The 23436-nt window shown below is 70.6% G+C and carries 15 protein-coding genes; 12 read left to right on the top strand and 3 right to left on the bottom strand.

The window, feature by feature from the left end; all coding sequences use genetic code 11:
* Positions 1 to 166 precede the first annotated feature (166 nt).
* The 11 genes from EDD34_RS18405 to EDD34_RS18355 all read left to right on the top strand — a co-directional run bounded on the left by EDD34_RS18405 (position 167) and on the right by EDD34_RS18355 (position 18177).
* Positions 167 to 1825: a xylulokinase gene (locus tag EDD34_RS18405; RefSeq protein WP_123815858.1), complete on the top strand. Its 1659-nt coding sequence runs from the start codon at positions 167 to 169 to the stop codon at positions 1823 to 1825.
* On the top strand, positions 1822 to 2556 hold the full coding sequence (locus tag EDD34_RS18400; protein WP_123815857.1) for an L-ribulose-5-phosphate 4-epimerase: 735 nt from the start codon (positions 1822 to 1824) through the stop codon (positions 2554 to 2556). Before EDD34_RS18405 ends, EDD34_RS18400 begins: the two co-directional genes overlap by 4 nt.
* A 146-nt stretch (positions 2557 to 2702) precedes the next feature.
* Positions 2703 to 4214, top strand: coding sequence for an L-arabinose isomerase (gene araA, locus EDD34_RS18395; protein ID WP_123815856.1), 1512 nt, complete (start codon positions 2703 to 2705; stop codon positions 4212 to 4214).
* Between the two features lie 219 nt (positions 4215 to 4433).
* Entirely contained in the window at positions 4434 to 5435 is a 1002-nt protein-coding gene (locus EDD34_RS18390) for an ABC transporter substrate-binding protein (protein ID WP_123815855.1), read from the top strand.
* Between the two features lie 186 nt (positions 5436 to 5621).
* Positions 5622 to 7154, top strand: a complete 1533-nt coding sequence (locus EDD34_RS18385) for a sugar ABC transporter ATP-binding protein (protein ID WP_123815854.1) — start codon at positions 5622 to 5624, stop codon at positions 7152 to 7154.
* On the top strand, positions 7151 to 8317 hold the full coding sequence (locus EDD34_RS18380) for an ABC transporter permease (protein WP_123815853.1): 1167 nt from the start codon (positions 7151 to 7153) through the stop codon (positions 8315 to 8317). Before EDD34_RS18385 ends, EDD34_RS18380 begins: the two co-directional genes overlap by 4 nt.
* Positions 8314 to 9309, top strand: a complete 996-nt coding sequence (yjfF, locus tag EDD34_RS18375; protein WP_123815852.1) for a galactofuranose ABC transporter, permease protein YjfF — start codon at positions 8314 to 8316, stop codon at positions 9307 to 9309. The genes EDD34_RS18380 and yjfF overlap by 4 nt, the downstream gene beginning before the upstream one ends.
* Before the next feature lie 197 nt (positions 9310 to 9506).
* On the top strand, positions 9507 to 10997 hold the full coding sequence (locus tag EDD34_RS18370; RefSeq protein WP_170177124.1) for a family 43 glycosylhydrolase: 1491 nt from the start codon (positions 9507 to 9509) through the stop codon (positions 10995 to 10997).
* Positions 10998 to 11103: 106 nt separating this feature from the next.
* Positions 11104 to 12666 (top strand): RICIN domain-containing protein, encoded by a 1563-nt coding sequence (locus EDD34_RS18365; RefSeq protein ID WP_123815850.1) that lies wholly within the window; start codon positions 11104 to 11106, stop codon positions 12664 to 12666.
* Positions 12667 to 12761: 95 nt separating this feature from the next.
* Positions 12762 to 14261: an RICIN domain-containing protein gene (locus tag EDD34_RS18360; protein ID WP_123815849.1), complete on the top strand. Its 1500-nt coding sequence runs from the start codon at positions 12762 to 12764 to the stop codon at positions 14259 to 14261.
* A gap of 316 nt (positions 14262 to 14577) precedes the next feature.
* A complete protein-coding gene (locus EDD34_RS18355) occupies positions 14578 to 18177 on the top strand; it encodes an alpha-L-arabinofuranosidase C-terminal domain-containing protein (protein ID WP_211341630.1) in 3600 nt (1199 codons plus the stop codon).
* Positions 18178 to 18629: 452 nt separating this feature from the next.
* On the opposite strand, the gene EDD34_RS18350 is transcribed toward EDD34_RS18355, so the two are convergent.
* Complete coding sequence (locus EDD34_RS18350) at positions 18630 to 20186, bottom strand: alpha-N-arabinofuranosidase (protein WP_123815848.1); 1557 nt, start codon at positions 20184 to 20186, stop codon at positions 18630 to 18632.
* Positions 20187 to 20329: 143 nt separating this feature from the next.
* On the opposite strand from EDD34_RS18350, the gene EDD34_RS18345 reads away from it, so the two are divergent.
* The gene (locus EDD34_RS18345; protein ID WP_246012559.1) at positions 20330 to 21424 is read left to right on the top strand and encodes a LacI family DNA-binding transcriptional regulator; all 1095 of its coding nucleotides are present in this window, start codon (positions 20330 to 20332) and stop codon (positions 21422 to 21424) included.
* Positions 21425 to 21486: 62 nt separating this feature from the next.
* On the opposite strand, the gene EDD34_RS18340 is transcribed toward EDD34_RS18345, so the two are convergent.
* Together EDD34_RS18340 and EDD34_RS18335 are read right to left on the bottom strand one after the other, a co-directional pair.
* Positions 21487 to 22395, bottom strand: a complete 909-nt coding sequence (locus EDD34_RS18340; RefSeq protein WP_123815847.1) for a YesL family protein — start codon at positions 22393 to 22395, stop codon at positions 21487 to 21489.
* A gap of 1 nt (position 22396) precedes the next feature.
* Positions 22397 to 23422, bottom strand: coding sequence for a carbohydrate ABC transporter permease (locus tag EDD34_RS18335; protein ID WP_246012558.1), 1026 nt, complete (start codon positions 23420 to 23422; stop codon positions 22397 to 22399).
* Positions 23423 to 23436: the final 14 nt, after the last annotated feature.

Genomic DNA, 23436 nt, shown 5'->3' with positions numbered 1-23436 from the left:
CCGACGCCCGCCGAACCGCAGAAAATCGTTTAACACCACCGGATCTCGATTCGACGTGCGGTTCGGCGGCGCAGAATGGTCTCCACCCGCGGTTCGGCGCGATCCCCTCCCGTCCCCAACCGCCCCGAGTTTCGCGACCCGCCCGTGTGAGCGTTAACATCTCCTCATGGCGCAGGAGCACGATGTAGTGACACGGCGCCCGGACGCGATCCGGGACGCGATCGAACAGGGCAGGACCAGCCTCGGGATCGAGCTGGGTTCCACCCGTATCAAGGCGGTACTCGTCGGGCCGGATCACGCCCCGATCGCGAGCGGCGGCCACGACTGGGAGAACCGGCTGGTCGACGGACACTGGACCTATTCCCTGGACGCGGTGTGGGCGGGACTGCAGGACTGCTTCGCGGCCCTCGTCGCCGACGTCGAGCAGCGGTACGGCGTGCGCCCGGACACGTTCGGCGCGATCGGGGTCTCGGCGATGATGCACGGCTACCTCGCCTTCGACGGCGACGAGCTGCTCGTCCCGTTCCGCACCTGGCGCGACACCACGACGGAGGCCGCCGCCGGCCGGCTCACGGACCTTTTCGGCTACAACATCCCCCTGCGCTGGTCGGTCGCCCACCACTACCAGGCGATGCTCGACGACGAACCACACGTCCCCCGCACCACGTACCTCACCACGCTGGCCGGCTACGTGCACTGGCGCCTGACCGGCCGCAAGGTGCTCGGTGTCGGCGACGCCTCCGGGATGTTCCCCGTCGACCCCGCGACCGGGCAGTACGACGCCGGGATGCTGGCGAAGCTCGACGATCTCGTCGCCGCGCGGACGCCGGCGGAACCGGGCGCGCGCCTGGCCGACCTGCTCCCCGAGATCCTTCCCGCCGGGGCGGACGCCGGCGCGCTCACCCCGGAGGGTGCCGCGCTGCTCGACCCGAGCGGAACCCTGCGTCCCGGCCTCCCGCTGTGCCCGCCGGAGGGCGACGCCGGCACCGGCATGGTCGCGACCAACGCCGTCAAGCCCCGCACGGGCAACATCAGCGCCGGGACCAGCATCTTCGCGATGGTGGTGCTGGAGGGCGCCCTGCGGCGGCACCACCCCGAGCTCGACCTCGTCACCACCCCCGCCGGCGACCTCGTCGCGATGGTGCACTGCAACAACGGCGCGAGCGAGCTCGGCGCGTGGTCCGAGGTCTTCCGCGAGCTCTCCGCCGCCGTGGGTGGCCCGTCCGACGCCGACACGGTGTTCGAGGCGTTGTTCCGCGCCGCCCTCGACGGCGACCCCGACGGCGGCGGCCTGCTCGCCTACAACCACCTGTCCGGTGAGCCGATCGTCGGCCTGTCCGAGGGCCGGCCGATGATCGTCCGCACCCCGGACAGCCGGCTGACCCTCGCGAACCTGATGCGCACCCAGATCTACGGCGTGTTCGCCACGCTGAGCCTCGGCATGCGGGTGCTCGCGGACGAGGGTGTCGCGATCGACACGATGTACGGCCACGGCGGCCTGTTCCGCACCGCGGGCGTCGCCCAGCGGATGCTGGCCGCCGCGATCGGCGCCCCGGTCGGCGTCGGGCAGGCCGCCGGCGAGGGTGGCGCCTGGGGCATGGCGGTGCTGGGCGCGTACCTGCGCTCGGGCGCCGGCCGAAGCCTGGGCGACTACCTCGCCGCGGAGGTGTTCGCCGACGCCGCGGTCGACGTCGTGGTGCCCGACGCCGCCGACGTCGCCGGCTTCACCACCTACATCGAGCGCTACACGGCCGGGCTCGCCGCGGAGCGGGCCGCCGTCGACGCACTCGGATCCGTCACCAGCCCTCAGGAGAACGCCGGATGAGCGCCGCCGAAGAGTTCAGCAACTACCCGCCCGAGGTGCGCGAGGAGATCGCCCGCACCCGCCAGGTCGTGTCCGACCTGCACGCCGAGCTGCCGCGGAACGGCCTCGTCGTCTGGACGGCGGGCAACGTCTCGCAGCGCGTCCGGATCCCGGCCGAGCTCGGCGGTGCCGCGGACGGCAGCGCCGACCTGCTGGTCATCAAGCCGTCCGGGGTGTCCTACGACGAGCTGTCCCCGGAGAAGATGGTGGTCTGCGACCTCGACGGGACGATGATCCACGAGTCTCCCCACAAGCCGTCGTCGGACACCGCCGCGCACGCCTACACGTACAAGCACCTGCCGCACGTCGGTGGCGTGGTGCACACGCACTCGACCTACGCGACCGCCTGGGCGGCGCGCGGCGAGGCGGTGCCGTGCGTGCTGACGATGATGGCCGACGAGTTCGGCGGGCCCATCCCCGTGGGGCCGTTCGCGATCATCGGCGACGACTCGATCGGCCGCGGCATCGTCGAGACCCTCTCCGGCTCGCGCAGCCCGGCCGTGCTCATGGCGAACCACGGCCCCTTCACGATCGGCAAGGACGCCCGCGCCGCGGTGAAGGCCGCGGTGATGTGCGAGGAGGTCGCCCGCGCGGTGCACGTCTCGCGTCAGCTCGGCGACCCGCTCCCGATCGAGCAGAAGCACATCGACTCCCTCTACGACCGCTACCAGAACGTCTACGGCCAGAAGTGACCGGTCGGGGTCGAGCGGTCGGTCACGGAATGACCGGCCACCTGCGCGGTCGGTCGTTCCGTGAGTGACCGGCAGATCGATCTGCCGGTCACTCACGGAGTGACCGACCACTCGGCCGCCGCCGGACGACGAAAGGAATCCCGAGAATGACCAAGCCCTACGCCGACCGTGAGGTCTGGTTCTTCACCGGCAGCCAGGATCTCTACGGCGAGGAGACGCTGGTCCAGGTCGCCGAGCAGTCGCAGCAGGTCGCCAAGGCGCTCGACGCGTCCGGCGACGTGCCCGCGCGCCTCGTCTGGAAGCCGGTGCTCAAGGACTCCGACGCGATCCGCCGCGCCATGCTGGAGGCGAACTCCGACGACCGCGTGCTGGGCGTCATCACCTGGATGCACACCTTCAGCCCGGCGAAGATGTGGATCACCGGGTTGTCCGCGCTGACCAAGCCCCTGCTGCACCTGCACACCCAGGCGAACGTCGAGCTGCCGTGGGACACCATCGACTTCGACTTCATGAACCTCAACCAGGCGGCACACGGCGACCGTGAGTACGCCTACCTGGCCACGCGGATCGGCGCGGCGCGCACCACGGTGGTGGGGCACGTCTCGAACCCGCGCGTGACGGCGCGCATCGGGACCTGGGTGCGCGGCGCCGCGGGCGCCGCGGCCGTGCGCGGGCTGAAGCTCGCGCGGTTCGGCGACAACATGCGCAACGTGGCGGTGACCGAGGGTGACAAGACCGAGGCGGAGCTGCGGTTCGGCGTGTCGGTGAACACGTGGGCCGTCAACGACCTGGTCGAGGCCGTCGAAGCCGTGGCCGACGACGCCGTGGACGCGCTGGTGGCGGAGTACGAGGACCTGTACGACGTCGCGGACGAGCTGCGCAAGGGCGCCGAGCGCCACGAGTCGCTCCGGTACGCGGCCCGCCAGGAGATCGCGCTGCGCACCTTCCTGGACGGGCTCGGCGCGAAGGCGTTCACCACGAACTTCGAGGACCTGGGCGGGCTGAAGCAGCTCCCGGGTCTGGCCGTGCAGCGGCTCATGGGAGCCGGCTACGGCTTCGGCGCGGAGGGCGACTGGAAGACCGCGATCCTCGTGCGTGCCGCCAAGGTCATGGGCGAAGGACTGCCGGGCGGTGCCTCGCTCATGGAGGACTACACCTACGACCTCACGCCGGGCTCGGAGCTGATCCTCGGTGCGCACATGCTGGAGGTCTGCCCGTCGCTGACCACGGCGAAGCCGCGCGTGGAGATCCACCCGCTCGGGATCGGCGGCAAGGAGGACCCGGTGCGGATGGTGTTCAACGCCGACGCCGTGGAGGGCGCCGTCGTCGTGTCGCTCGCCGACATGCGTGACCGCTTCCGGCTCACGGCCAACGTGGTGGACACCGTGGTGCCGCCGGCCGATCTGCCGCACCTGCCCGTGGCGCGAGCCGTGTGGCGGCCGCGGCCGTCGTTCGACGTCTCGGCCGAGGCGTGGCTGACCGCCGGCGGGGCGCACCACACGGTGATGTCGACGGCGGCCGGGATCGAGGCGTTCGAGGTGTTCGCGCAGATCACCGACACCGAGCTGCTCGTGATCGACGAGTCGACGACGCGTCGCGGGTTCGCCGACCAGGTGCGCTTCAACCAGGCGTACCACCGGCTCGCGCGCGGGCTGTAACGGCGCCCGTTCCCGCCGGACCGTCAGAGGATTCCTCGCCATTCGGCCGAAGAAACCACCTGACGGTTCGGCGGACCCGTAGTGGATGAGTCGTTACTCGACCGTGACGGACTCGTCTTCCCTTGCGCATCATGTGAGCGTTAACATGGGCGCAGTGCGGGCGGAATGTCCGCAAGTGCACGACCCCGGTCGACGCAGACCGGTTCTCGAGGAGGAGACATGGCACGACACACCTTTGCTCGCACCACGCTCGCTGCGCTGTCCGCTGTGACGCTGCTCGCCCTGGGGGCGTGCAGCTCGGAGCCGCCGAGCTCGGACGGCGGTGACGGCGCCGAAGGCGGCGGCGACGAGCTGATCAGCGTCGGTTTCTCGCAGGTCGGCGCCGAGTCCGGCTGGCGCAGCGCGAACACGATGTCCATCAAGGACGCGCTGACCGAGGAGAACGGCTTCGAGCTCAGCTTCTCGGACGCCCAGCAGAAGCAGGAGAACCAGATCTCCGCGATCCGCAACTACATCGCGCAGGGCGTGGACGTCATCGCGTTCTCCCCGGTGGTCGAGACCGGCTGGGACGCCGTGCTCGAGGAGGCCAAGGGCGCGGGCATCCCCGTCGTCCTGACCGACCGCGCCGTGGAGACCACCGTGGAGGACGCCTACGTGTCCTTCATCGGCTCGGACTTCGTCGAGGAGGGTGCGCGCTCCGGCGAGTGGGCCGTCGAGCAGTACGACGGCGAGGGCTACAAGGTGGTCGAGCTGCAGGGCACCACCGGTTCGGCGCCGGCGATCGACCGCCAGCAGGGTTTCGCGGACGCGATCGAGGGCAGCGACCTGGAGGTCATCGACTCCCAGACCGGTGACTTCACCCGCGACGGGGGCAAGAAGGTCATGGAGGGCTTCCTGACCGCCCACGACGACATCGACCTGGTGTTCGCGCACAACGACGACATGGGCCTGGGGGCCGTCGAGGCCATCGAGGCCGCGGGCATGACGCCGGGTGAGGACATCAAGATCATCACCATCGACGGCGTCAAGGACGGCATGGCCGCCCTCGCCGAGGGCAAGTTCAACTACATCGTCGAGTGCAACCCGCTGCTCGGCCCGGACCTGGCCGAGGTCATCCAGAAGACCGTCGCCGGCGAGGACGTCGAGGAGCGCATCGTCACGCAGGACGAGGCCTTCGACCAGGAGGGCGCGAAGGAAGCTCTCCCGGACCGCCAGTACTGATCCGGCACATCCCGCCGGCTGTCATCCCTCCCCGGGACGGCCGTCCCTCCGGGGGCGCGCCGCGGTGAGGACGGAGCGCCGGGGGCAGCACCTCCGCCACGGAGGTCGCTGACCCCGGCGTGGCCGGAGCGCCGGGCCGTCCCGCGCCCCGGCGGGATCCGTACGGCGCGTGAGAAAGGGTTCAACGTGACGACGCAACCAGTCGTGGAACTGACCGGGATCACGGTCGAGTTTCCGCCGGTCACGGCGCTCGCCGGGGTGGACTTCCGCCTGTATCCCGGTGAGATCCACGCCCTCATGGGCGAGAACGGAGCGGGCAAGTCCACGCTCATCAAGGCGCTCACCGGCGTCTACCAGACCTCCTCCGGGACCATCGCCGTCGATGGCGCGGAGCGCAGGTTCGCCGGTCCGGGCGACGCCCGGGCCCACGGCATCAGCACCGTGTTCCAGGAGGTCAACCTCTGCGGGAACCTGACGGTCGCGGAGAACATCATGCTCGGCGCCGCGGAGCCCCGCCTGCTCGGCGGTCTGCACTGGCGCTCGATGCGCAGGCAGGCCGCACGGCACCTGGAGCGAATGGGCCTGGACATCGATCCGGGCTCCAGCCTCGACTCGCACTCGCTCGCCGTGCAGCAGCTCGTCGCGATCTGCCGCGCCACCGTCGGGGACTGCAAGGTGCTGATCCTCGACGAACCGACCTCCAGCCTCGACGCCGACGAGGTCGAGAGCCTCTTCGCCGTCATGCGGCGGCTCCGGGACGACGGCGTGGCCATCCTCTTCGTCTCGCACTTCCTGGACCAGATCTACGCGGTCTCGGATCGGATGACCGTGCTGCGCAACGGCGGCCTGGTGGGCGAGTGGGCCACGGCCGACCTGCCCGCGGGTGATCTGGTCAAGCACATGATCGGGCGGTCCGCGCAGGTGCTGGAGTCGGTCGAGCGCGAGCACGACGCCGTCCGCCCGGACTCCGGCGAGCCCCGGCTCCAGGCGATCGGCCTGGGCCGGAAGGGTTCCATCCAGCCGTACGACCTCGAGGTGTATCCCGGCGAGGTGGTCGGCCTGGCCGGCCTGCTGGGCTCGGGCCGCACCGAGCTGGCCCGCCTCCTGACCGGTGCGGACCGACCGGACTCCGGCACGACGCAGGTCGAGGGTGCGCTCCGCAAGCTGCACACCCCACGCGCCGCGATGGCCCGCGGCATCGCCTACACCTCGGAGGACCGCAAGGGTGAGGGCATCGTCGACGGCCTGACCGTGCGCGAGAACATCGTGCTCGCCATGCAGGCGGAGCGTGGGTGGGTGCGGCCGCTGCCCCGCCGCCAGGTCGACGAGGTCGTCGCGAAGTACATCGAGCAGCTCGGCATCCGCCCGGCCGACCCGGAGGCGCTGCTGCGCAACCTGTCGGGCGGGAACCAGCAGAAGGTACTCCTGGCCCGCTGGCTCGCGACGGCGCCTCAGCTCCTCGTGCTCGACGAGCCCACCCGGGGGATCGACGTCGGGGCCAAGGCGGAGATCCAGAAGCTCGTCGCCGAGCTCGCGGGCGAGGGCATGTCCGTCATCTTCATCTCGGCCGAGCTGGAGGAGGTCCTGCGCCTCAGCCACCGCATCGCGGTGCTCCGTGACCGGAAGGTGGTCGCCACCATCGACGCCGAGGGAACCACGACGGACCAGGTCGTCGAACTGATCGCCAGCGGGCGTACCGCCGAGGGGGACGCAGCATGAGGCAGGCCCTGAGACACCATCTGTTCTGGCCGGTGGCGGCACTGGTCGTACTCGTCGTGGCGAACACGATCGCCAAGCCGTCCTTCCTCTCCGTGACGGTCACGGACGGCCACCTGTTCGGCGCCCCCGTCGACATCCTGCGCGCGGCGGCCCCGCTGCTGCTCATCGCGCTCGGCATGACCCTGGTCATCGCGACGCGCGGCATCGACCTGTCGGTCGGTGCGGTCGTGGCGGTCTCCGGCGCGGTCGCCCTGGAGTACATCAGCGCGAGCTCCGACCCGGGGAGCCCGGTGACGGTCCTCGTCGCGGTCGGCATCGCGCTGGGGCTGTCCCTCCTGCTCGGTCTGTGGAACGGGTTCCTGGTCACGGTGCTCGGCATCCAGCCGATCATTGCGACGCTGATCCTCATGACCGCCGGCCGCGGCGTGGCGATGCTGATCACCGGCGGCTTCATCACCACGGTGACGAGCGAGCCGTACAAGGGGCTCAACTCCGGGTTCTTCCTCGGCCTGCCCGCCGCCATCTGGATCGCGGTCGGCCTGTTCGTGGTCGTGGCGGTCACGGTGCGGCGCACCGCGCTCGGCATGCTGCTGGAGGCCACGGGCATCAACCCCGCGGCCAGCCGCCTGGCCGGCGTCCGCTCCCGGACGCTGACCTGGACCGTCTACGCGGCGTGCGGCCTGCTCGCCGGGCTGGCCGGGATCCTCGTCAGCGCCGACACCATGGCGGCCGACGCCAACAACGCCGGCATCTTCATCGAGCTCGACGCGATCCTCGCGGTCGTGATCGGCGGCACCGCGCTGAGCGGTGGCAAGTTCAACCTGTCCGGCACGTTCGCCGGCGTCCTCGTCATCGCGACGCTCGAGCGCACGGTCACGGTGCTCGGCATCTCCCCGCACGTCACGCCGTTGTTCATGGCGCTGGTCGTCGTGACGGTCACGCTGCTGCAGTCCCCGCGCGTCCGCGAGCGGTTCGCGGTGGCGGCGATCCGCCGTCGACCCGTGCCCGACGGCGGTCGTGGCGAGGCGGTCGAGATGTCCGACGACGGCGCGGGCGCGCCGGACGGCCCCGGCGCGGACGCACCGGTGTCGGGTGCGGGTCTCGCGGTGTCGGACGCCGAACCGTCGGCGGCACCGGACGACGAGAAGGAGATCACCCGATGACCACGACCACCGAGAGGGTCGCGGGCGGCTGGGTGGCCGCCCTCCGGCCCGATCGCCGGTACCTGCCGGTGCTGGGCACGCTCGCCGTCCTCGCGCTGATGCTGGTGATCGGCGGGACGCGGTACGACAACTTCCTCACGCCGATCGTCTACTCGAACCTGTTCATCAACAACGCGCACCTCATCGCGCTGGCCGTGGGGATGACGTTCGTCATCCTCACCGGCGGGATCGACCTGTCGGTGGGATCCGTGCTGGCGCTGTCGACGGTGATCATCGCGTCGCTGCTGCAGGCCGGGTGGCCGGTCGCCGTCGTACTCCCGGTCGCCGTGCTCACCGGCTCGCTGATCGGGCTGGCGCACGGGGTGATGATCCAGGTGTTCGGGGTGCAGCCGTTCGTGGCGACCCTCGCGGGGATGTTCTTCGCGCGCGGGCTGTGCTTCGTCGTCGCTCCGGAGTCCATCCCGATCGACGACCCGGCGTTCACCGCGCTGGCCGGCTGGGACTCGTGGATGGGGCACTTCCGGACGACGGCCGCCGTGGTGATCGCACTGGCCGTGGTCGCGGTCGGGTTCCTGGTGCTGCACTACACGCGCTTCGGTCGCACGGTCTACGCGATCGGCGGTGGCGAGCACTCCGCGATGCTGATGGGGCTCGCCGTGTCGCGGACCAAGGTGCTGGCGTACGTGGTGAGCGGGACCTGCGCCGCGCTCGGAGGCATGCTGTTCGCGATGGGCAACCGGTCCGGCTACGCGCTGAACGGCGTGGCGATGGAGCTGGACGCCATCGCCGCGGTGGTGATCGGCGGCACGCTGCTGACCGGAGGCACCGGGTTCGTGCTGGGCTCGCTGCTGGGTGTGCTCACCCTGGGCACCATCCAGACCGTGATCCAGTTCGAGGGCAACCTCAGCTCCTGGTGGACCAAGATCGTGATCGGCGTCCTGCTGCTGATCTTCGTGGTGCTCCAGAGGGCGCTCTCCCTCCGCAAGACGTAACACCCGCCGGGCGGCCGTCGTCCCGGCACGACGGCCGCCCGGCGGCCGAGCGGCTCGGTGGCACCGCGGCCGGGCAGCTCGCCGACCGCCGAGAACGTCATTCTGAGGGCTGTCAACGCTCACAGCCCCCAGTCATGGCGTTCTCGGCGGCAGGGCAACACCATCGCGATCCCTTACAACGATGTGAAGGACGAGACATGACGATCTACGCACGGCACGTTCACGTCCGGGCGCGGGTGGGTCTCTCACTCGCCGCCCTGCTCGCAGTCATCGCCATGGTGGCGGTCGCCCTGGTGGTGGCACCCCGGACGCCGGCGCGAGCCGCCGTCGACACCGGCCAGTGGTACCTCATCCAGTCGCCCGTCTCGGGCATGGTGCTCGACATCACCGACATCTCCACCGAGGCCGGCGCCGGCCTCCAGCAGTGGGACCGCCTGGACGGGGCGAACCAGCAGTTCCGGTTCCTGGACTCCGGCAACGGCTACCACCGGATCCAGGCCCGGCACTCCTCCATGGTGCTCGACGTCTACGACTGGAACGCCGACAACGGCGCCGACATCGTCCAGTGGGACGACGTCGGTGGCACCAACCAGCAGTGGCAGGTCCGGGAGAACTCCGACGGGACGGTCACGTTCCTCAACCGGTTCTCCGGCAAGGCGCTCGACCTGTGGGAGTGGTCCACCGAGCGCGGCACCCGCATCTCGCAGTACGACGACAACGGCCTCGACGCGCAGCGGTGGAACCTGATCCCCGTCAGCGGCGCCGACGAGCTGACCAACCCGATCCGCAGCAACGGCGCCGACCCGTGGCTCCAGTACTGGGACGGCTACTACTACCTGTCCACCACCACGTGGGACTCCACGGTCATCATGCGTCGTTCGCCGACCCTCGCCGGTCTGAAGACCGCGCAGGACCAGGTGGTCTGGGACGACGCCGGAAGCACCGACCGCTGCTGCAGCCACTGGGCACCCGAGTTCCACCGGATCGACGGCACCTGGTACCTGACCTACACCTCGGGCAACTCGCAGACCAACTTCGACGGGCAGAAGATCCGCGTGCTGCGCTCCACCGGTGACACGCCGATGGGGCCCTACGAGTTCATGGGCACGCCGATGCCGAACCGGTGGAACATCGACAGCTCGTACCTGGAGCTGGGCGGCAACCTGTACCTGCTCTTCTCCGAGTGGATCGGTGCGGACCAGACGAACCGCATCGTCCGGATGAGCAACCCGTGGACCACGACCGGATCGCCCGCCACCATCTCCACGCCGACGTACTCGTGGGAGACCCAGGGCGCTCGCGTCAACGAGGGCGCGGCCGTGCTGAAGCACGACGGGCGCACGTTCGTGTCGTTCTCGGCGTCGTCGTGCAACACGCCGGACTACAAGCTGGGGCTGCTCGAACTCACGGGCTCGGACCCGATGAACCCGTCGGCGTGGACCAAGCAGTCCACGCCCGCGCTGCAGAGCGGGAACGGCGTGTACGGGACCGGGCACAACGGGTTCTTCAAGAGCCCCGACGGCACGGAGGACTGGCTGGTCTACCACGGCAACCCGTCCTCGTCGGACGGCTGCGGGGACACCCGGCAGACCCGCGTCCAGAAGATCACCTGGAACGGCGACGGCACGCCGAACTTCGGCACACCGGTCCCGTCGGGCCAGGTCATCACCCCGCCCTCCGGCGAGTAACCGCTCACGCGGGGCCGGCCGTCGCCCGACCGTGCCGACCTGCCTCGATCCGGAGTCTCGGCGCGCCCGGGCCCACACCACCAAAAACCGAACGGATGGAGCAACGATGCACATCTCCCTGAGACGAACCCTCGCCGGCGTCACGGCGGCCGCCCTGGCCGGCGCGCTCGGCCTCGCGGCGGCCACCACCTCCGCCGTCGTCGGCGCCCCGGCCGCGGCGGCGGCGCCCGGTGACGGCGACGCCTACTTCTTCCCCTACTTCACCGGCGAGTCCACCGCCGACGCCGAGACCATCAGCTTCGCCGTCTCCACCGGGAACGACCCGACCTCCTGGCAAACCCTCAACGGCGGCGAGCCCGTGCTCAGCTCCACCCTCGGCACCCAGGGACTGCGGGACCCGTTCGTCATCCGGTCCGGCGACGGCTCGACGTTCTACCTGCTCGCCACCGACCTGAAGATCCACGGCGGCGGGAACTTCGGCGACGCCCAGGAGACCGGCTCCCGCTCGATGATGGTCTGGGAGTCGGACGACCTCGTGAACTGGTCGGCCCAGCGGGAGATCGAGCTGGCCCCCGAGAACGCCGGCAACCTGTGGGCGCCCGAGGCGTTCTGGGACGCCGCGAACCAGGAGTACGTCGTCTACTGGGCCTCCGCCCTCTACCCCGAGACCCTGCCCCCGGAGCAGCGCGACATCGGCGACTCCTACCAGCGCATGATGTACGCCACCACCACGGACTTCCGGACCTTCTCCGAGCCGCGCGTGTGGATCGACGAACGGCAGGGCGCGGGGCGGGGCATGATCGACTCCACCATCGTCCAGGTGGACGGCCTCTACCACCGGTTCACCAAGGACGAGTCCGACATGACGGTGCGCCAGGAGTCCTCCACGGACCTACGCCGCACCCAGGGCGTCACGTCCGGTGACGGCTGGACCATGGTCGCCGAGCGGGTCGGCGTCGGACAGCCCAACCCCTGGGGCGGCACCTTCACCGCCGGAGAAGGGCCCTCCGTCTTCCCGTCCCTGACCGACGACCGCTGGTACCTGATCCAGGACCAGCCCAGCTACCACGGCGGTCAGGGCTACATGCTCTTCGAGACCACGGACCTCGCCTCCGGGCAGTGGACGTCCGTGCCCGACGCCGACCTGCCGCCCAGCCCCCGGCACGGCACCGTCCTGCCGATCACCGCGGCCGAGCACGCCGCACTCCTCGACGCCTACGGCGGCGGCTCCGGCGGCCCGGGCACCGGGTGGCAGGTCATCGAGTCCGCCCACTCCGGCCTGGTGCTGGACATCGCCGACCAGTCCACGACGCCCGGCGCCCTGCTGACCCAGCACACCCGCTGGGACGGCACCAACCAGCAGTTCCGCCTGCTCGACTCGGGCAACGGGTACTACCGCATCCAGGCCCGGCACTCGGGGCTCGTGCTCGACGTGTACGACTGGAACGCCGACAACGGCGCCGACATCGCCCAGTGGGACGACCTGAACGGCACGAACCAGCAGTGGCAGGTGCGGCAGAACTCCGACGGGACGGTCACGTTCCTCAACCGGTACTCCGGCAAGGCGCTCGACGTGTGGGAATGGTCCACCACGCCGGGCAGCCGCATCTCTCAGTACACCGACAACGGCAACGCCACCCAGAGGTGGTACCTCCACCCCGTCGGCTGACGACGGCACCAGACCCCGTCGGCCGACGCCGGATCAAGCCCCGTCGGCCGACGACGGACCGAACGACTGGCACAACGATGTGACGGAGGAACGACATGCGAAAGACACGATCACGCTGGTGGGCGGCGGCCGCCACCGCGCTGGCGCTCGCGGGAGCGGCGCTGACCGGGGCCGCGACGGCCCCGGCGGCCACGGCGGCCGACGAGCCCTACGTCGGCTACCTGTTCTCCTACTTCACCGGGGAGGGCACGGCCGACGGCGAGCAGGTCTACTTCGGCCTGAGCCGGGGCAACGACCCGCTGCGCTACGACGACCTCAACGGCAACCAGCCGGTGCTCACCTCCGATGTGGGGACCGGCGGCGTGCGGGACCCGTTCATCATCCGGAACCCGGAGACCGGCCGGTTCTACCAGATCGCCACCGACCTGAAGATCCACGGCAACGGCGACTGGGACGGTGCCCAGCGGCACGGCTCGCGGAACATCGTGGTGTGGGAGTCGGACGACCTGGTGAACTGGACCGAGCCGCGGCTGGAACTGGTGTCGCCGCCCACGGCCGGCAACACCTGGGCGCCCGAGGCGTACTGGGACGAGGCGCGCGGCGAGTTCGTCGTGTTCTGGGCGTCCAAGCTGTACGCGGAGAGCGACCCGAACCACACGGGGTCGTCGTACAACCGCATGATGTACGCGACGACCAGCGACTTCACCACGTTCAGCGCGGCGCAGGTGTGGATCGACCCGGGGTACTCGGTGATCGACTCGACGGTGACGCAGCACAACGGCTCGTACTACCGCTTCACCAAGGACGAGCGCTCCAATTCCGGCAGCGCTCCGTGCGGCAAGTTCATCACCGCCGAGCGGGCGACCGATCTGCGTGACACGAGCTGGGACTTCGTCGCCGACTGCATCGGGCAGGGCGACATCGGCGCGGGCGAGGGTCCCACGATCTTCAAGTCCAACACCGAGGACCGCTGGTACCTGTTCATCGACGAGTTCGGCGGCCGGGGCTACGTGCCGTTCGAGACGACGAACCTGGCCTCCGGTGCGTGGACCCCCGTGACCGGCTACGACATGCCGACCGACCCGCGCCACGGCACCGTCCTGCCGGTCACCCAGGCCGAGTACGACCGGCTGCGCGCGGCGTTCGGCGGCACGGACACCGTGGAGCCCGGCACCTGGTACTCGGTCGAGTCCGCGCACTCGGGTCTCGTGTGGGACATCGCGGGACAGTCCACCGAGCCAGGGGCGCTGCTGACCCAGTGGAGCTCCTGGGGAGGCTCCAACCAGCAGTTCCGCTTCGCCGATCTCGGCAACGGCTACCACACGATCGAGGCGCGGCACTCGGGTCTGATGCTCGACGTGTCGGACGCGAGTACCGCCAACGGGGCCGACGTCGTGCAGTGGACGGCGACAGGAGCGACGAACCAGCAGTTCCAGGTACGGGCCAACGGCGACGGGACGGTGACGTTCCTGAACCGCAACTCCGGCAAGGCGCTGGACCTGTACGACTTCGCGACCGACCCCGGCGCGCGCATCTCCCAGTACACCGACAACGGCAACGACGTCCAGAAATGGATCCTGCACGCGGCACCGTGAGCTGACCCCGGCGCCGGTCGGTCACGCGAGGACCGACCGGCGCCCCGTCCCCGGGCCCGTGGACGGTCACGTGGTGACGGCCCGGTCCCGGGCCCAGGCCCCGCTGAGCGGTGACTCGCTCACCGACCAGCCGTGCGGTCCGTCCGTGAGCGATCGGCAGGTCGAACTGCCGATCGCTCGCCTCAGGACCGACCAGGGTCCGCCGCCCCCGTGGGCGGACCGACCGCGCCCGCCTCCCGCGGCGGGCCGACCGCGGCCCTCGCCGCATCCCGAGCCCGCCGAACGCCGGGCGCACCCACGAAGAAGGAGTACATCGATGTATACCCACCCACCCGGGCGATCCCGGCGAGTATGGCTCGCCGGCGCCCTCACCCTGGGGCTCCTCGCCCCCGCCGCGGCGGTCGCCGTCGCGGCGCCGGACGACCAGGCCGGGACGACGTCCGCCACGGCCGCGGACGGCGAGTACGCCGGCTACTTCTTCCCCTACTTCACCGGGGAGTCGACGGCCGACGGCGAGACGGTCTCGTTCGCGGTGAGCGACGGCCCCGATCCGCTGAGCTGGACCACCCTGAATGCCGACGCCCCCGTGCTGACCAGCGATCTCGGCACCGAGGGCCTGCGCGACCCGTTCGTGATCCGCAAGGCGGACGGCTCCGGGTTCGTGGTGCTCGCCACGGATCTGCGGATCTACGGCGGCGGTAGCTTCGGCGACGCCCAGGAGACCGGCAGCCGGTCGATCATGATCTGGGAGTCGCCGGACCTGGTGAACTGGTCCGAGCAGCGCGAGGTGGTGCTCGCGCCGGAGAACGCGGGGAACCTCTGGGCACCCGAGGCGTTCTACGACGCCGACGCGGGGGAGTACGTCGTCTACTGGGCGTCAGCGCTCTACCCGGACGACGTCGCCCCGGAGGACCGGGACATCGCCACGTCCTACCAGCGCATGCTGTACGCCACCACCACGGACTTCGTGACGTTCTCGGAGCCGCGGGTGTGGATCGACGAGAAGCGCGGCGACGGCCTCGGCATGATCGACTCGACGATCGCGGAGGAGGACGGCGTCTACCACCGCCTCACCAAGGACGAGTCGTACATGGGGATGCGGCAGGAGTCGTCCACCGACCTGCGGCTCACGCAGGGCGTGTCCGACGGCGACGGCTGGGACCTCACCGCCGAGCGGATCGGGTTCGGCGAGCCCAACCCGTGGGGCGGCGAGTTCACCGGCGGCGAGGGCCCCACGATGTTCCCCTCGCTCACGGACGAGCGCTGGTTCCTGCTCCAGGACCAGCCGTCGTACCACGGTGGCGAGGGCTACATGCTCTTCGAGACCGACGACCTGAGCAGCGGCGACTGGACGGCCAACCTGGACGCGGAGCTGCCCGCGAGCCCGCGGCACGGCAGCGTCATCCCGATCACCGCCGAGGAACGCGACGGGCTGCTCGCCGCCTACCCGCCGGCCACCCCGCCGGTGACCGAGCACACCCTCACCATCGACGCCGACGCCGCGCGCACCGCGATGAGCGACGACCTGTACGGCGTGTTCTACGAGGACATCAACTACGCGGCCGACGGCGGCCTGTACGCCGAGCTGGTCCGCAACCGGTCGTTCGAGTTCGCCCCGACGGACAACGCGAGCTTCACCGGGATGACGGCCTGGGAGGTCGTCGACGGCGCCGGTGGAACGGTCGAGGTGGCCTCCGAGCGGGCCGAATGGCTCAACGACTCCAACCGCGCCTACCTGCGGATCGAGGCCGACGGCCCGGGCGTGGGCGTGCGCAACGAGGGCTACAACTCCGGGTTCGCGATCGAGCGGGGCGGCAAGTACGACTTCACGGTGTTCGCGCGCTCGGACGTGCGCCAGCGGCTCACGGTGAGCCTGGAGTCGGCCGACGGCGCGACGACGTACGCCCGGAAGACCATCAGGGTGAACGGTTCGGACACCTGGCGCCAGGTGCGGACCAAACTCCGCGCGAACGCGACCGTCGACGACGCGCGCCTGGTCGTGACCGGCGGCGCCGCCGGGACGCTACGCCTCGACATGGTCTCCCTGTTCCCCCGCGACACCTGGGTGGGCCCGGTGAACGGCCGGTCGGTGCTGCGCGAGGATCTCGCCCAGAAGGTCGCGGACCTCGAGCCGTCGTTCCTGCGGTTCCCCGGCGGGTGCGTCACCAACGTGGGCACCTTCGACACGTACCTCGAGTCCGACGGCCAGGACCGCCGTCGTACCTACCAGTGGAAGGAGACGATCGGGCCGGTCGAGGAGCGGCCCACCAACTGGAACTTCTGGGGCTACAACCAGACCTACGGGCTGGGCTACCTCGAGTACTTCGAGTTCGCCGAGGACCTCGGCGCGATGCCGCTGCCCGTGCTCTCCGTGGGCGCGAACGGCTGCGGCTCGACCATCCCCGAGATGACCGACGACGAGCGCATCGAGCGCTGGGTCCAGGACACGGTGGACCTCATCGAGTTCGCCAACGGCGACACGGACACCGAGTGGGGCGGCGTGCGCGCCGAGCTCGGGCACCCCGAACCGTTCGGGCTGGAGTACATCGGCCTCGGCAACGAGGAGAACACCCGCACGTTCGAGGCGAACTTCCCGCGCTTCCGCGACGCCATCGAGGAGCGGTACCCGGACGTCACGGTCATCTCGAACTCGGGTCCGGACGACACCGGCGCCCGGTTCGACGAGCTCTGGGAGTTCAACCGCGACCAGGGCGTCGCCATGGTCGACGAGCACTACTACAACGACCCGGCCTGGTTCCTCGCGAACGACGACCGGTACGACTCCTACGACCGTGAGGGCCCGCACGTGTTCCTCGGCGAGTACGCCTCGCGCGGCAACCAGTGGCGCAACGCGCTGTCCGAGGCGGCGTACATGACGGGGATCGAGCGCAACGCCGACCTCGTGGAGCTGGCGTCGTACGCGCCGATGTTCGCCAACGAGGACCACGTGCAGTGGTCCCCGGACATGATGTGGTTCGACAACGACGAGTCGTGGGGCTCCACGTCGTACTACACGCAGCAGATGTTCATGACGAACACCGGCGACGAGGTCGTCCCGTCGGAACACACCGGCCCCGAGGCGACGCCGCCGCCCCTGTCGGGCGGGGTCTTCCTGTCCACGTGGCTCACGCAGGCCGCGTACGACGACGTCGTCGTGACCGACAACGAGACCGGCGACGTGCTGTTCTCGGACGACTTCTCCGGGGAGACCTGGGAGGCGCAGGCCGGCGCCTGGGACGTGGTCGACGGCGAGTACGTGCAGTCCGACGGCGGGGCCGAGGACGCCCGGTCGATCATCCCCGACGCCTACGGGAAGGACTGGACCGACTACACGCTCGAACTGAACGCCCGGAAGCTCGGGGGCGGCGAGGGCTTCCTCGTCGGCTTCGCGGCCGGGGCGGCCGACCGGTTCTACTGGTGGAACCTCGGCGGCTGGGGCAACTCGCGCCAGGCGCTCGAACGGGCCGACGGCGGACGTCAGGGTGAGGTCGCGGCGGTCGAGGGCCACTCGCTGGTGACCGGTCAGGACTACGACATCAAGATCGTCGTGGACGGCCGGACGATCGAGATGTACCTCGACGGCGAGCTGCAGATGACGTACACCGAGCCGGTGACGCAGTCGCTGTACCAGGTGGTGACCACCGACGACGAGACCGGGGACCTGCTGGTCAAGGTCGTGAACCCGGCGGGCGACGTGGCGCGCACCGACGTGTCCGTGGCCGGGTTCGAGGTGGCCGGCGAGGCCGAGGTCATCGAGATGACGGGCGACCCGGCGGCGGTCAACACGAAGGCGAGGCCGGAGCGCGTGGTTCCGACGCAGCGGACGTGGGCCGTACCCGACGATGCCGGTCCGGGCGGGTTCACGTACGACTTCCCGCCGTACTCGATCACGTTCCTCCGCCTCACGGAGAACTGACCGAACGACCCGGGCGGGCCGAACCGCAAACTCGGCCCGCCCAGGTTCGCCGAACCGCAAACTGGTCCCGCCGAGATCTCGCCGAACCGCAGACTGGTCCCGCCCAGATCTCGCCGAGCCACAGGCTGGTCCCGCCGAGATCTCGCCGAACCGCAGACTGGTCCCGCCCAGATCTCGCCGAGCCACAGGCTGGTCCCGCCGAGATCTCGCCGAACCGCAGACTGGTCCCGCCCAGATCTCGCCGAGCCACAGGCTGGTCCCGCCCAGATCTCGCCGAACCGCAGACTCGTCCCGCCGAGGTTCGCCGAGCCGCAGGATGAATCGTTCTAATCGTGGATTGGCACGATTCATCCTGCGGCTCGGCAGCCGGCTCTTGGGGCAGGTTGCGGTTCGGCGAGCCTGGGCGGGACGAGTCTGCGGTTCGGCAGTTGGTTCCGGGGTGAGGTTGCGGTTCAGGGCAGAGTCAGGCGGACCGTCGTGAAGGACGCCGGCGGGAGCGTTGCCTCCAGCACGTTCTGGCCGGCCGTAGTCGTGACCGACACCGCCGACAGCTCCCGGGGCGCGACCGCGTCCGGGGAGTCGAACGTGTTGTGCACCCGGACGGCGTCGTCGGACACCGCACCTTCCGGGGCCGCGAGCACCGTCGCGCCGTCGAGCGTGACCGACCCGCCGCGGAGCGCGACGCGGACGCGCGCCGGTGCGCCCGGGTCGAGGTTGGTGAGCGAGACCAGCACGGATCCCTCCTTGACCGAGGCGGACGTCGACACGGTCGGCAGGGCCGTTCCGTCGACGTCCCGCGCACCCCGCGCCGCGACGTCGTGCACCGTCAGCGCAGCCGCGTCCTGGTGGCCCGCCGACATCGCGAACGCGTGGAACGTGGGCGTGCGCAGCATGCGGGCCCCGTCCGTGAGCACCATCGACTGCAGCACGTTGACCACCTGGGCGACATTGGCGAGGCGCAGGCGCCGCGCGTTGTCGTGGAAGGCGTCGAAGTGCACGGCCGCGACGAGCGCGTCGCGCATGGTGTTCTGCTGGTACAGGAAGCCGGGCTCGGTGCCGGGCTCGACGTCGAACCAGGTACCCCACTCGTCGAGGGCGAGCGCCACCTTGGCGTGCGGGTCGTAGGCGTCCATCACGGCGGAGTGCCCGCGGATCAGGTCCCGCACGCGGTGCGCCTTGCGCATCGTGGTCCAGTACGCGTCCTGGTCGAAGTCCGTCGCCGAGCCCTTGGCCCCCCACGTGCCGGGGATCGTGTAGTAGTGGAACGAGACCGCCTGGAACAGCGGCGCCGGGTCCTCGTCGCCCAGGCGCTTGCTGACCTGCTTCATCAGCGTCTCGGTCCAGGCGTAGTCGTCCTCGTTCGCTCCGGCGGCCACGCGCTGGAGCTTGTTCCCGGACAGGTCTCGCGCGTACGTGGAGTGCAGCCGGGCGAGCGAGGCGTACTGGTCCGCGCGCAGGTTGCCGCCGCAGCCCCAGGGCTCGTTGCCCAGACCGAAGAACGTCACGGCCCACGGCTCGTCCCGCCCGTGCTCGCGGCGCAGGCGCGCCATGGGGGCGTCGTCGCCGCGGGTGAGGTACTCGACCCAGTCGGCGGTCTCCTGGACGGTGCCGGAACCGACGTTCGCCGACACGTACGGCTCCGTGCCGAGCAGGTCGCACAGGGCGAGGAACTCGTGCGTGCCGAACGCGTTGTCCTCCACGACGTCGCCCCAGTGCACGTTCGCGATCCGCGGGCGCTCCTCACGCGGGCCGACGCCGTCGCGCCAGTGGTACGAGTCCGCGAAGCAGCCTCCCGGCCACCGCAGGTTCGGGATCCTCAGCTCGCGCAGCGCCTCCACGACGTCGAGGCGGATGCCGCCCTCGTTCGGGACGGACGAGTCCTCGCCGACCCAGAATCCCTCGTACACGCAGCGTCCGAGGTGCTCGGCGAACTGGCCGTAGAGATGACGGTCGATGGTCGGGCCGGGGACGTCGAGGTCGACGACGGCGTCGAGTGCGAGGTCAGACATGCGGGGCTCCTTCGCGCAGTACTTTACAACGATGTAGGCTAACGGATCAGTGGCCGGGGCGGGTGGTCTGCTTCCAGGCTGGACGTCGTGGCCTACGCTGTTGGGCGTGCCGGCGCGGAGGTCGGTGCCGGAAGGAGTGACTCGTGGCTGTGACCATGCAGGACGTTGCGGCTCGAGCCGGCGTCTCGATCAAGACGGTATCGAACGTGGTCAACGGCTACCCGCACATCCGCGCCGCGACACGCGAGCGTGTCGAGGAGGCCATCGACCACCTCGGCTACCGGATCAACGAGACCGCGCGCAGTCTGCGCACGCGACGCACCGACATGATCACCCTCGCGGTTCCCGAGCTGTCGCTGCCGTACTTCGCCGAACTCGCCGACTCCGTGATCCAGGCCGCCGACGCCCGTGGGCTCACCGTCCTGATCGAGCAGACCGGTCACGGCCGGGTGCGCGAGGTGGATGTCCTCACCGGCAAGCGCCGGAACATGACCGACGGCCTGATCTTCTCGCCGCTTGAGCTCGGACCGGAGGACCTGGCACTGTTCGACGTCGACTTCCCGCTCGTGGTGCTCGGTGAACGTGTCTTCGGGGCGCCGGCGGACCACGTCACGATGAACAACGTGGCCGCCGCCAAGGCGGCCACCATGCACCTGGCGGCACTCGGCCGGAAGCGGATCGCGGTGGTCGGCGGGCACGAGGGCGAGCAGGTGGGTTCCGCCGCCCTGCGCACCACGGGGTATCGGCAGGGCCTGGAGGCGGCAGGGCTGCCCTACGATCCGGCGCTCGTCGCGGAGGCGGGGCTCTGGCACCGTTCCACGGGTGCGGAGGCCATGGGCCGGCTGCTCGACGACGGTGTCGAGGTGGACGGCGTCTTCGCCCTCAACGACGCCCTGGCGCTCGGCGCGCTGCACGCGCTCCACACCCGCCGGATGGAGGTCCCGGGCGACGTCTCCGTGATCGGGTTCGACGACATCGACGACGCCCGCTACTCCGTTCCCACGCTCTCCTCCGTGGACCCGGGCCGCGTGCAGATCGCGCAGACCGCGGTGGAACTCCTGGTCGCGCGGATCACGGGGGCGGAAACCGGCCCGTACCGCCGCGTCATCCCCGACTCGCGCATCATCGGCCGCGAGTCCACGGGCGACGTCCCCGAGGGCGGGGAAGGCAGGCCGGTGGCGGTCCAGCAGGGCGGCATCGAGCAGGTCGCCGTGGCGGCGGCCCCGGCCCCCGCCTGACTCCAGCCCGGCCTCTGCCTCGGCCCCGAACTCGGTCCCGGCCTCGGCCTCGGCTCGGGGCGTCAGGGGGTCGGGTTCGCTCTGAGTTTGGCGCCGACCAGCCTGCCCGTGGCCCAGAGGGGGAACGAGGCGCCCGCGGCGAGTGCTGCCAGGGGGACGCCCAGGATCACCGCCGCCGTCGCGGCGAGCGTGACCAGGATCGCCAGGGCCGTACCCGGCGCCAGCAGCGGGGTCAGCAGCAGGTAGCGCCAGACGGCGGGAGCCGCGTCGTCGTACCGGAGCACGATGCGCGGCCACCACGCGAGGACGACGGCGGTCCAGGCGGAAGCGACCGTCAGGCCGGACAGCATGGCCGCGTGGGCCGGACCGGAAGCCTGTCCGACGGCGGCCGCGTCCGCCCACAGCAGCGCGCCCACCAGCCAGAAGGGCGCGAACAGCAGGTTCGACCGGCGCCAGTCGGCACGCCACTCGCGCCAGAACCCGCGCCACGGCTCCATCGCGAGGTCCGGGTCGTGCAGCACGGCGGATCCTGCCTTGAGGGCCGGGCCCAGCCCGAGGAGCAACCCGCCCGCCAGGGCCCCGGCCAGCACCAGCAGGTTCACCTCGACGAGCCGGGTGAGAGCTCGCAGCACGGCCATGACACCCCCGGCCCACCCGGGCACCTCATCACCTCGCCACCCCGGCGACTCCGGACCTCGCCCCGCCGCGACCACGCCATCCTGGTCACCCCCGCGCGCGACGATGCCATCGTGGTCACCCCCGCGCGCGACGATGCCATCCTGGTCACCGCGCGCGACCACGCCATTTCGCGGGGTGTTTGCGTTGCCACCGTGCGAAATGGCGTGGTCGCCGACCGGGTCCACGGCGCGGACCGGGTCCACGGCGCGGACCGGGTCCTGGGCGCCTGCTGGGCCCTGGTCGCCGATCGGGCCGTCGGGGACCCGGGTGCGGGCGCCGTCGTCCGCGGACATGTCAGCCCTTGGTGCCCGTCAGGGCGACGGACTCGATGATCTGCCGCTGGAAGACCAGGAACACCGCCAGGATCGGCAGGAGCGCCACGAACGACGCCGCCATGATCAGCGGGTAGTCGCGCTGCGTCGCGTACTGGACGTTCATGTTCGCGATCACCACCTGCAGCGTCTGCCGCTCGGGCGTGTTCAGGTACAGGATCGGGGCGAGGTAGTCGTTCCAGACCATCATGAACCAGAGGATGAACTGGGCCGACACCGCCGGGCGGATGATCGGGAAGATCAGCCGCCAGAAGATCTGCCAGTAGCTGGCGCCGTCGATCTTGGCGGCCTCGATGATCGAGTTCGGGACGTTCTCCAGGTACTGCTTCAGGAAGAAGATCACGATGACGTTCCCGAAGATCGCGGGCACGATCAGCGGCAGCAGCGTGTCCACCCAGCCGATCCGCGAGAACATCACGAACTGCGGGATCATCAGCGTCGGGAACGGGATCATGATGCCGGTCAGCAGGCCGACGAAGATGGCGTTGCGTCCCGGCAGGCGCATCTTGGCCAGCGCGAACGCCGCCAGCGAGCACGTGATCGTGCCGAGCACGGTGACCGACGTGGCGACGACGAGGCTGTTCTGGAAGCCCGTGAGGACATAGGAGTTCTCCCACATCCGCACGTAGGTCTCCCACTGCGGGATCTCGGGGATCCAGACGGGCGGCAGCGCGAACACCTCGGCCTTGGTCTTCAGCGAGGTCGAGAACATCCACACCAGCGGCGCGACCATCGCGATCCCGCCGATCCCCAGGATGACGAAGGTGATCCAGTCCGCGATGCGGCCCTGGGCCCTGCGGCCGAGCCGGCGGGTCACCGGGCCCGGTCCCGACGACGGGCCGCCGAGCGGGGGTGCCGGAGGCGCGGTCCCGCCCGCCGCACCGGAGGAGGGCGTGGGGCCGGTGCCGCCCGGCGCCGTGCCGGAAGCGTGGGTGGCACCGCCGGTCGTGCCCGACGACGCCGTGGAGGTGGCCGATCTCTCAGTCATGGTTTCTCCAGGTT

The sequence above is a fragment of the Myceligenerans xiligouense genome, from assembly GCF_003814695.1.
GTDB classification, from domain to species: Bacteria; Actinomycetota; Actinomycetes; order Actinomycetales; family Cellulomonadaceae; genus Myceligenerans; species Myceligenerans xiligouense.
This window is presented reverse-complemented; position numbering and strand designations above follow the sequence as displayed.

Excerpts from the sequence above, each read along its gene's own strand:
- EDD34_RS18360 (WP_123815849.1), top strand. The coding sequence starts at position 12,762 with ATGCGAAAGACACGATCACGCTGGTGGGCGGCGGCCGCCACCGCGCTG.
- EDD34_RS18390 (WP_123815855.1), top strand. The coding sequence starts at position 4,434 with ATGGCACGACACACCTTTGCTCGCACCACGCTCGCTGCGCTGTCCGCT.
- EDD34_RS18405 (WP_123815858.1), top strand. The coding sequence starts at position 167 with ATGGCGCAGGAGCACGATGTAGTGACACGGCGCCCGGACGCGATCCGG.
- yjfF (WP_123815852.1), top strand. The coding sequence starts at position 8,314 with ATGACCACGACCACCGAGAGGGTCGCGGGCGGCTGGGTGGCCGCCCTC.
- EDD34_RS18370 (WP_170177124.1), top strand. The coding sequence starts at position 9,507 with ATGACGATCTACGCACGGCACGTTCACGTCCGGGCGCGGGTGGGTCTC.
- EDD34_RS18350 (WP_123815848.1), bottom strand. The coding sequence starts at position 20,186 with ATGTCTGACCTCGCACTCGACGCCGTCGTCGACCTCGACGTCCCCGGC.
- EDD34_RS18335 (WP_246012558.1), bottom strand. The coding sequence starts at position 23,422 with ATGACTGAGAGATCGGCCACCTCCACGGCGTCGTCGGGCACGACCGGC.
- EDD34_RS18340 (WP_123815847.1), bottom strand. The coding sequence starts at position 22,395 with ATGTCCGCGGACGACGGCGCCCGCACCCGGGTCCCCGACGGCCCGATC.
- EDD34_RS18380 (WP_123815853.1), top strand. The coding sequence starts at position 7,151 with ATGAGGCAGGCCCTGAGACACCATCTGTTCTGGCCGGTGGCGGCACTG.
- araA (WP_123815856.1), top strand. The coding sequence starts at position 2,703 with ATGACCAAGCCCTACGCCGACCGTGAGGTCTGGTTCTTCACCGGCAGC.
- EDD34_RS18400 (WP_123815857.1), top strand. The coding sequence starts at position 1,822 with ATGAGCGCCGCCGAAGAGTTCAGCAACTACCCGCCCGAGGTGCGCGAG.
- EDD34_RS18365 (WP_123815850.1), top strand. The coding sequence starts at position 11,104 with ATGCACATCTCCCTGAGACGAACCCTCGCCGGCGTCACGGCGGCCGCC.
- EDD34_RS18355 (WP_211341630.1), top strand. The coding sequence starts at position 14,578 with ATGTATACCCACCCACCCGGGCGATCCCGGCGAGTATGGCTCGCCGGC.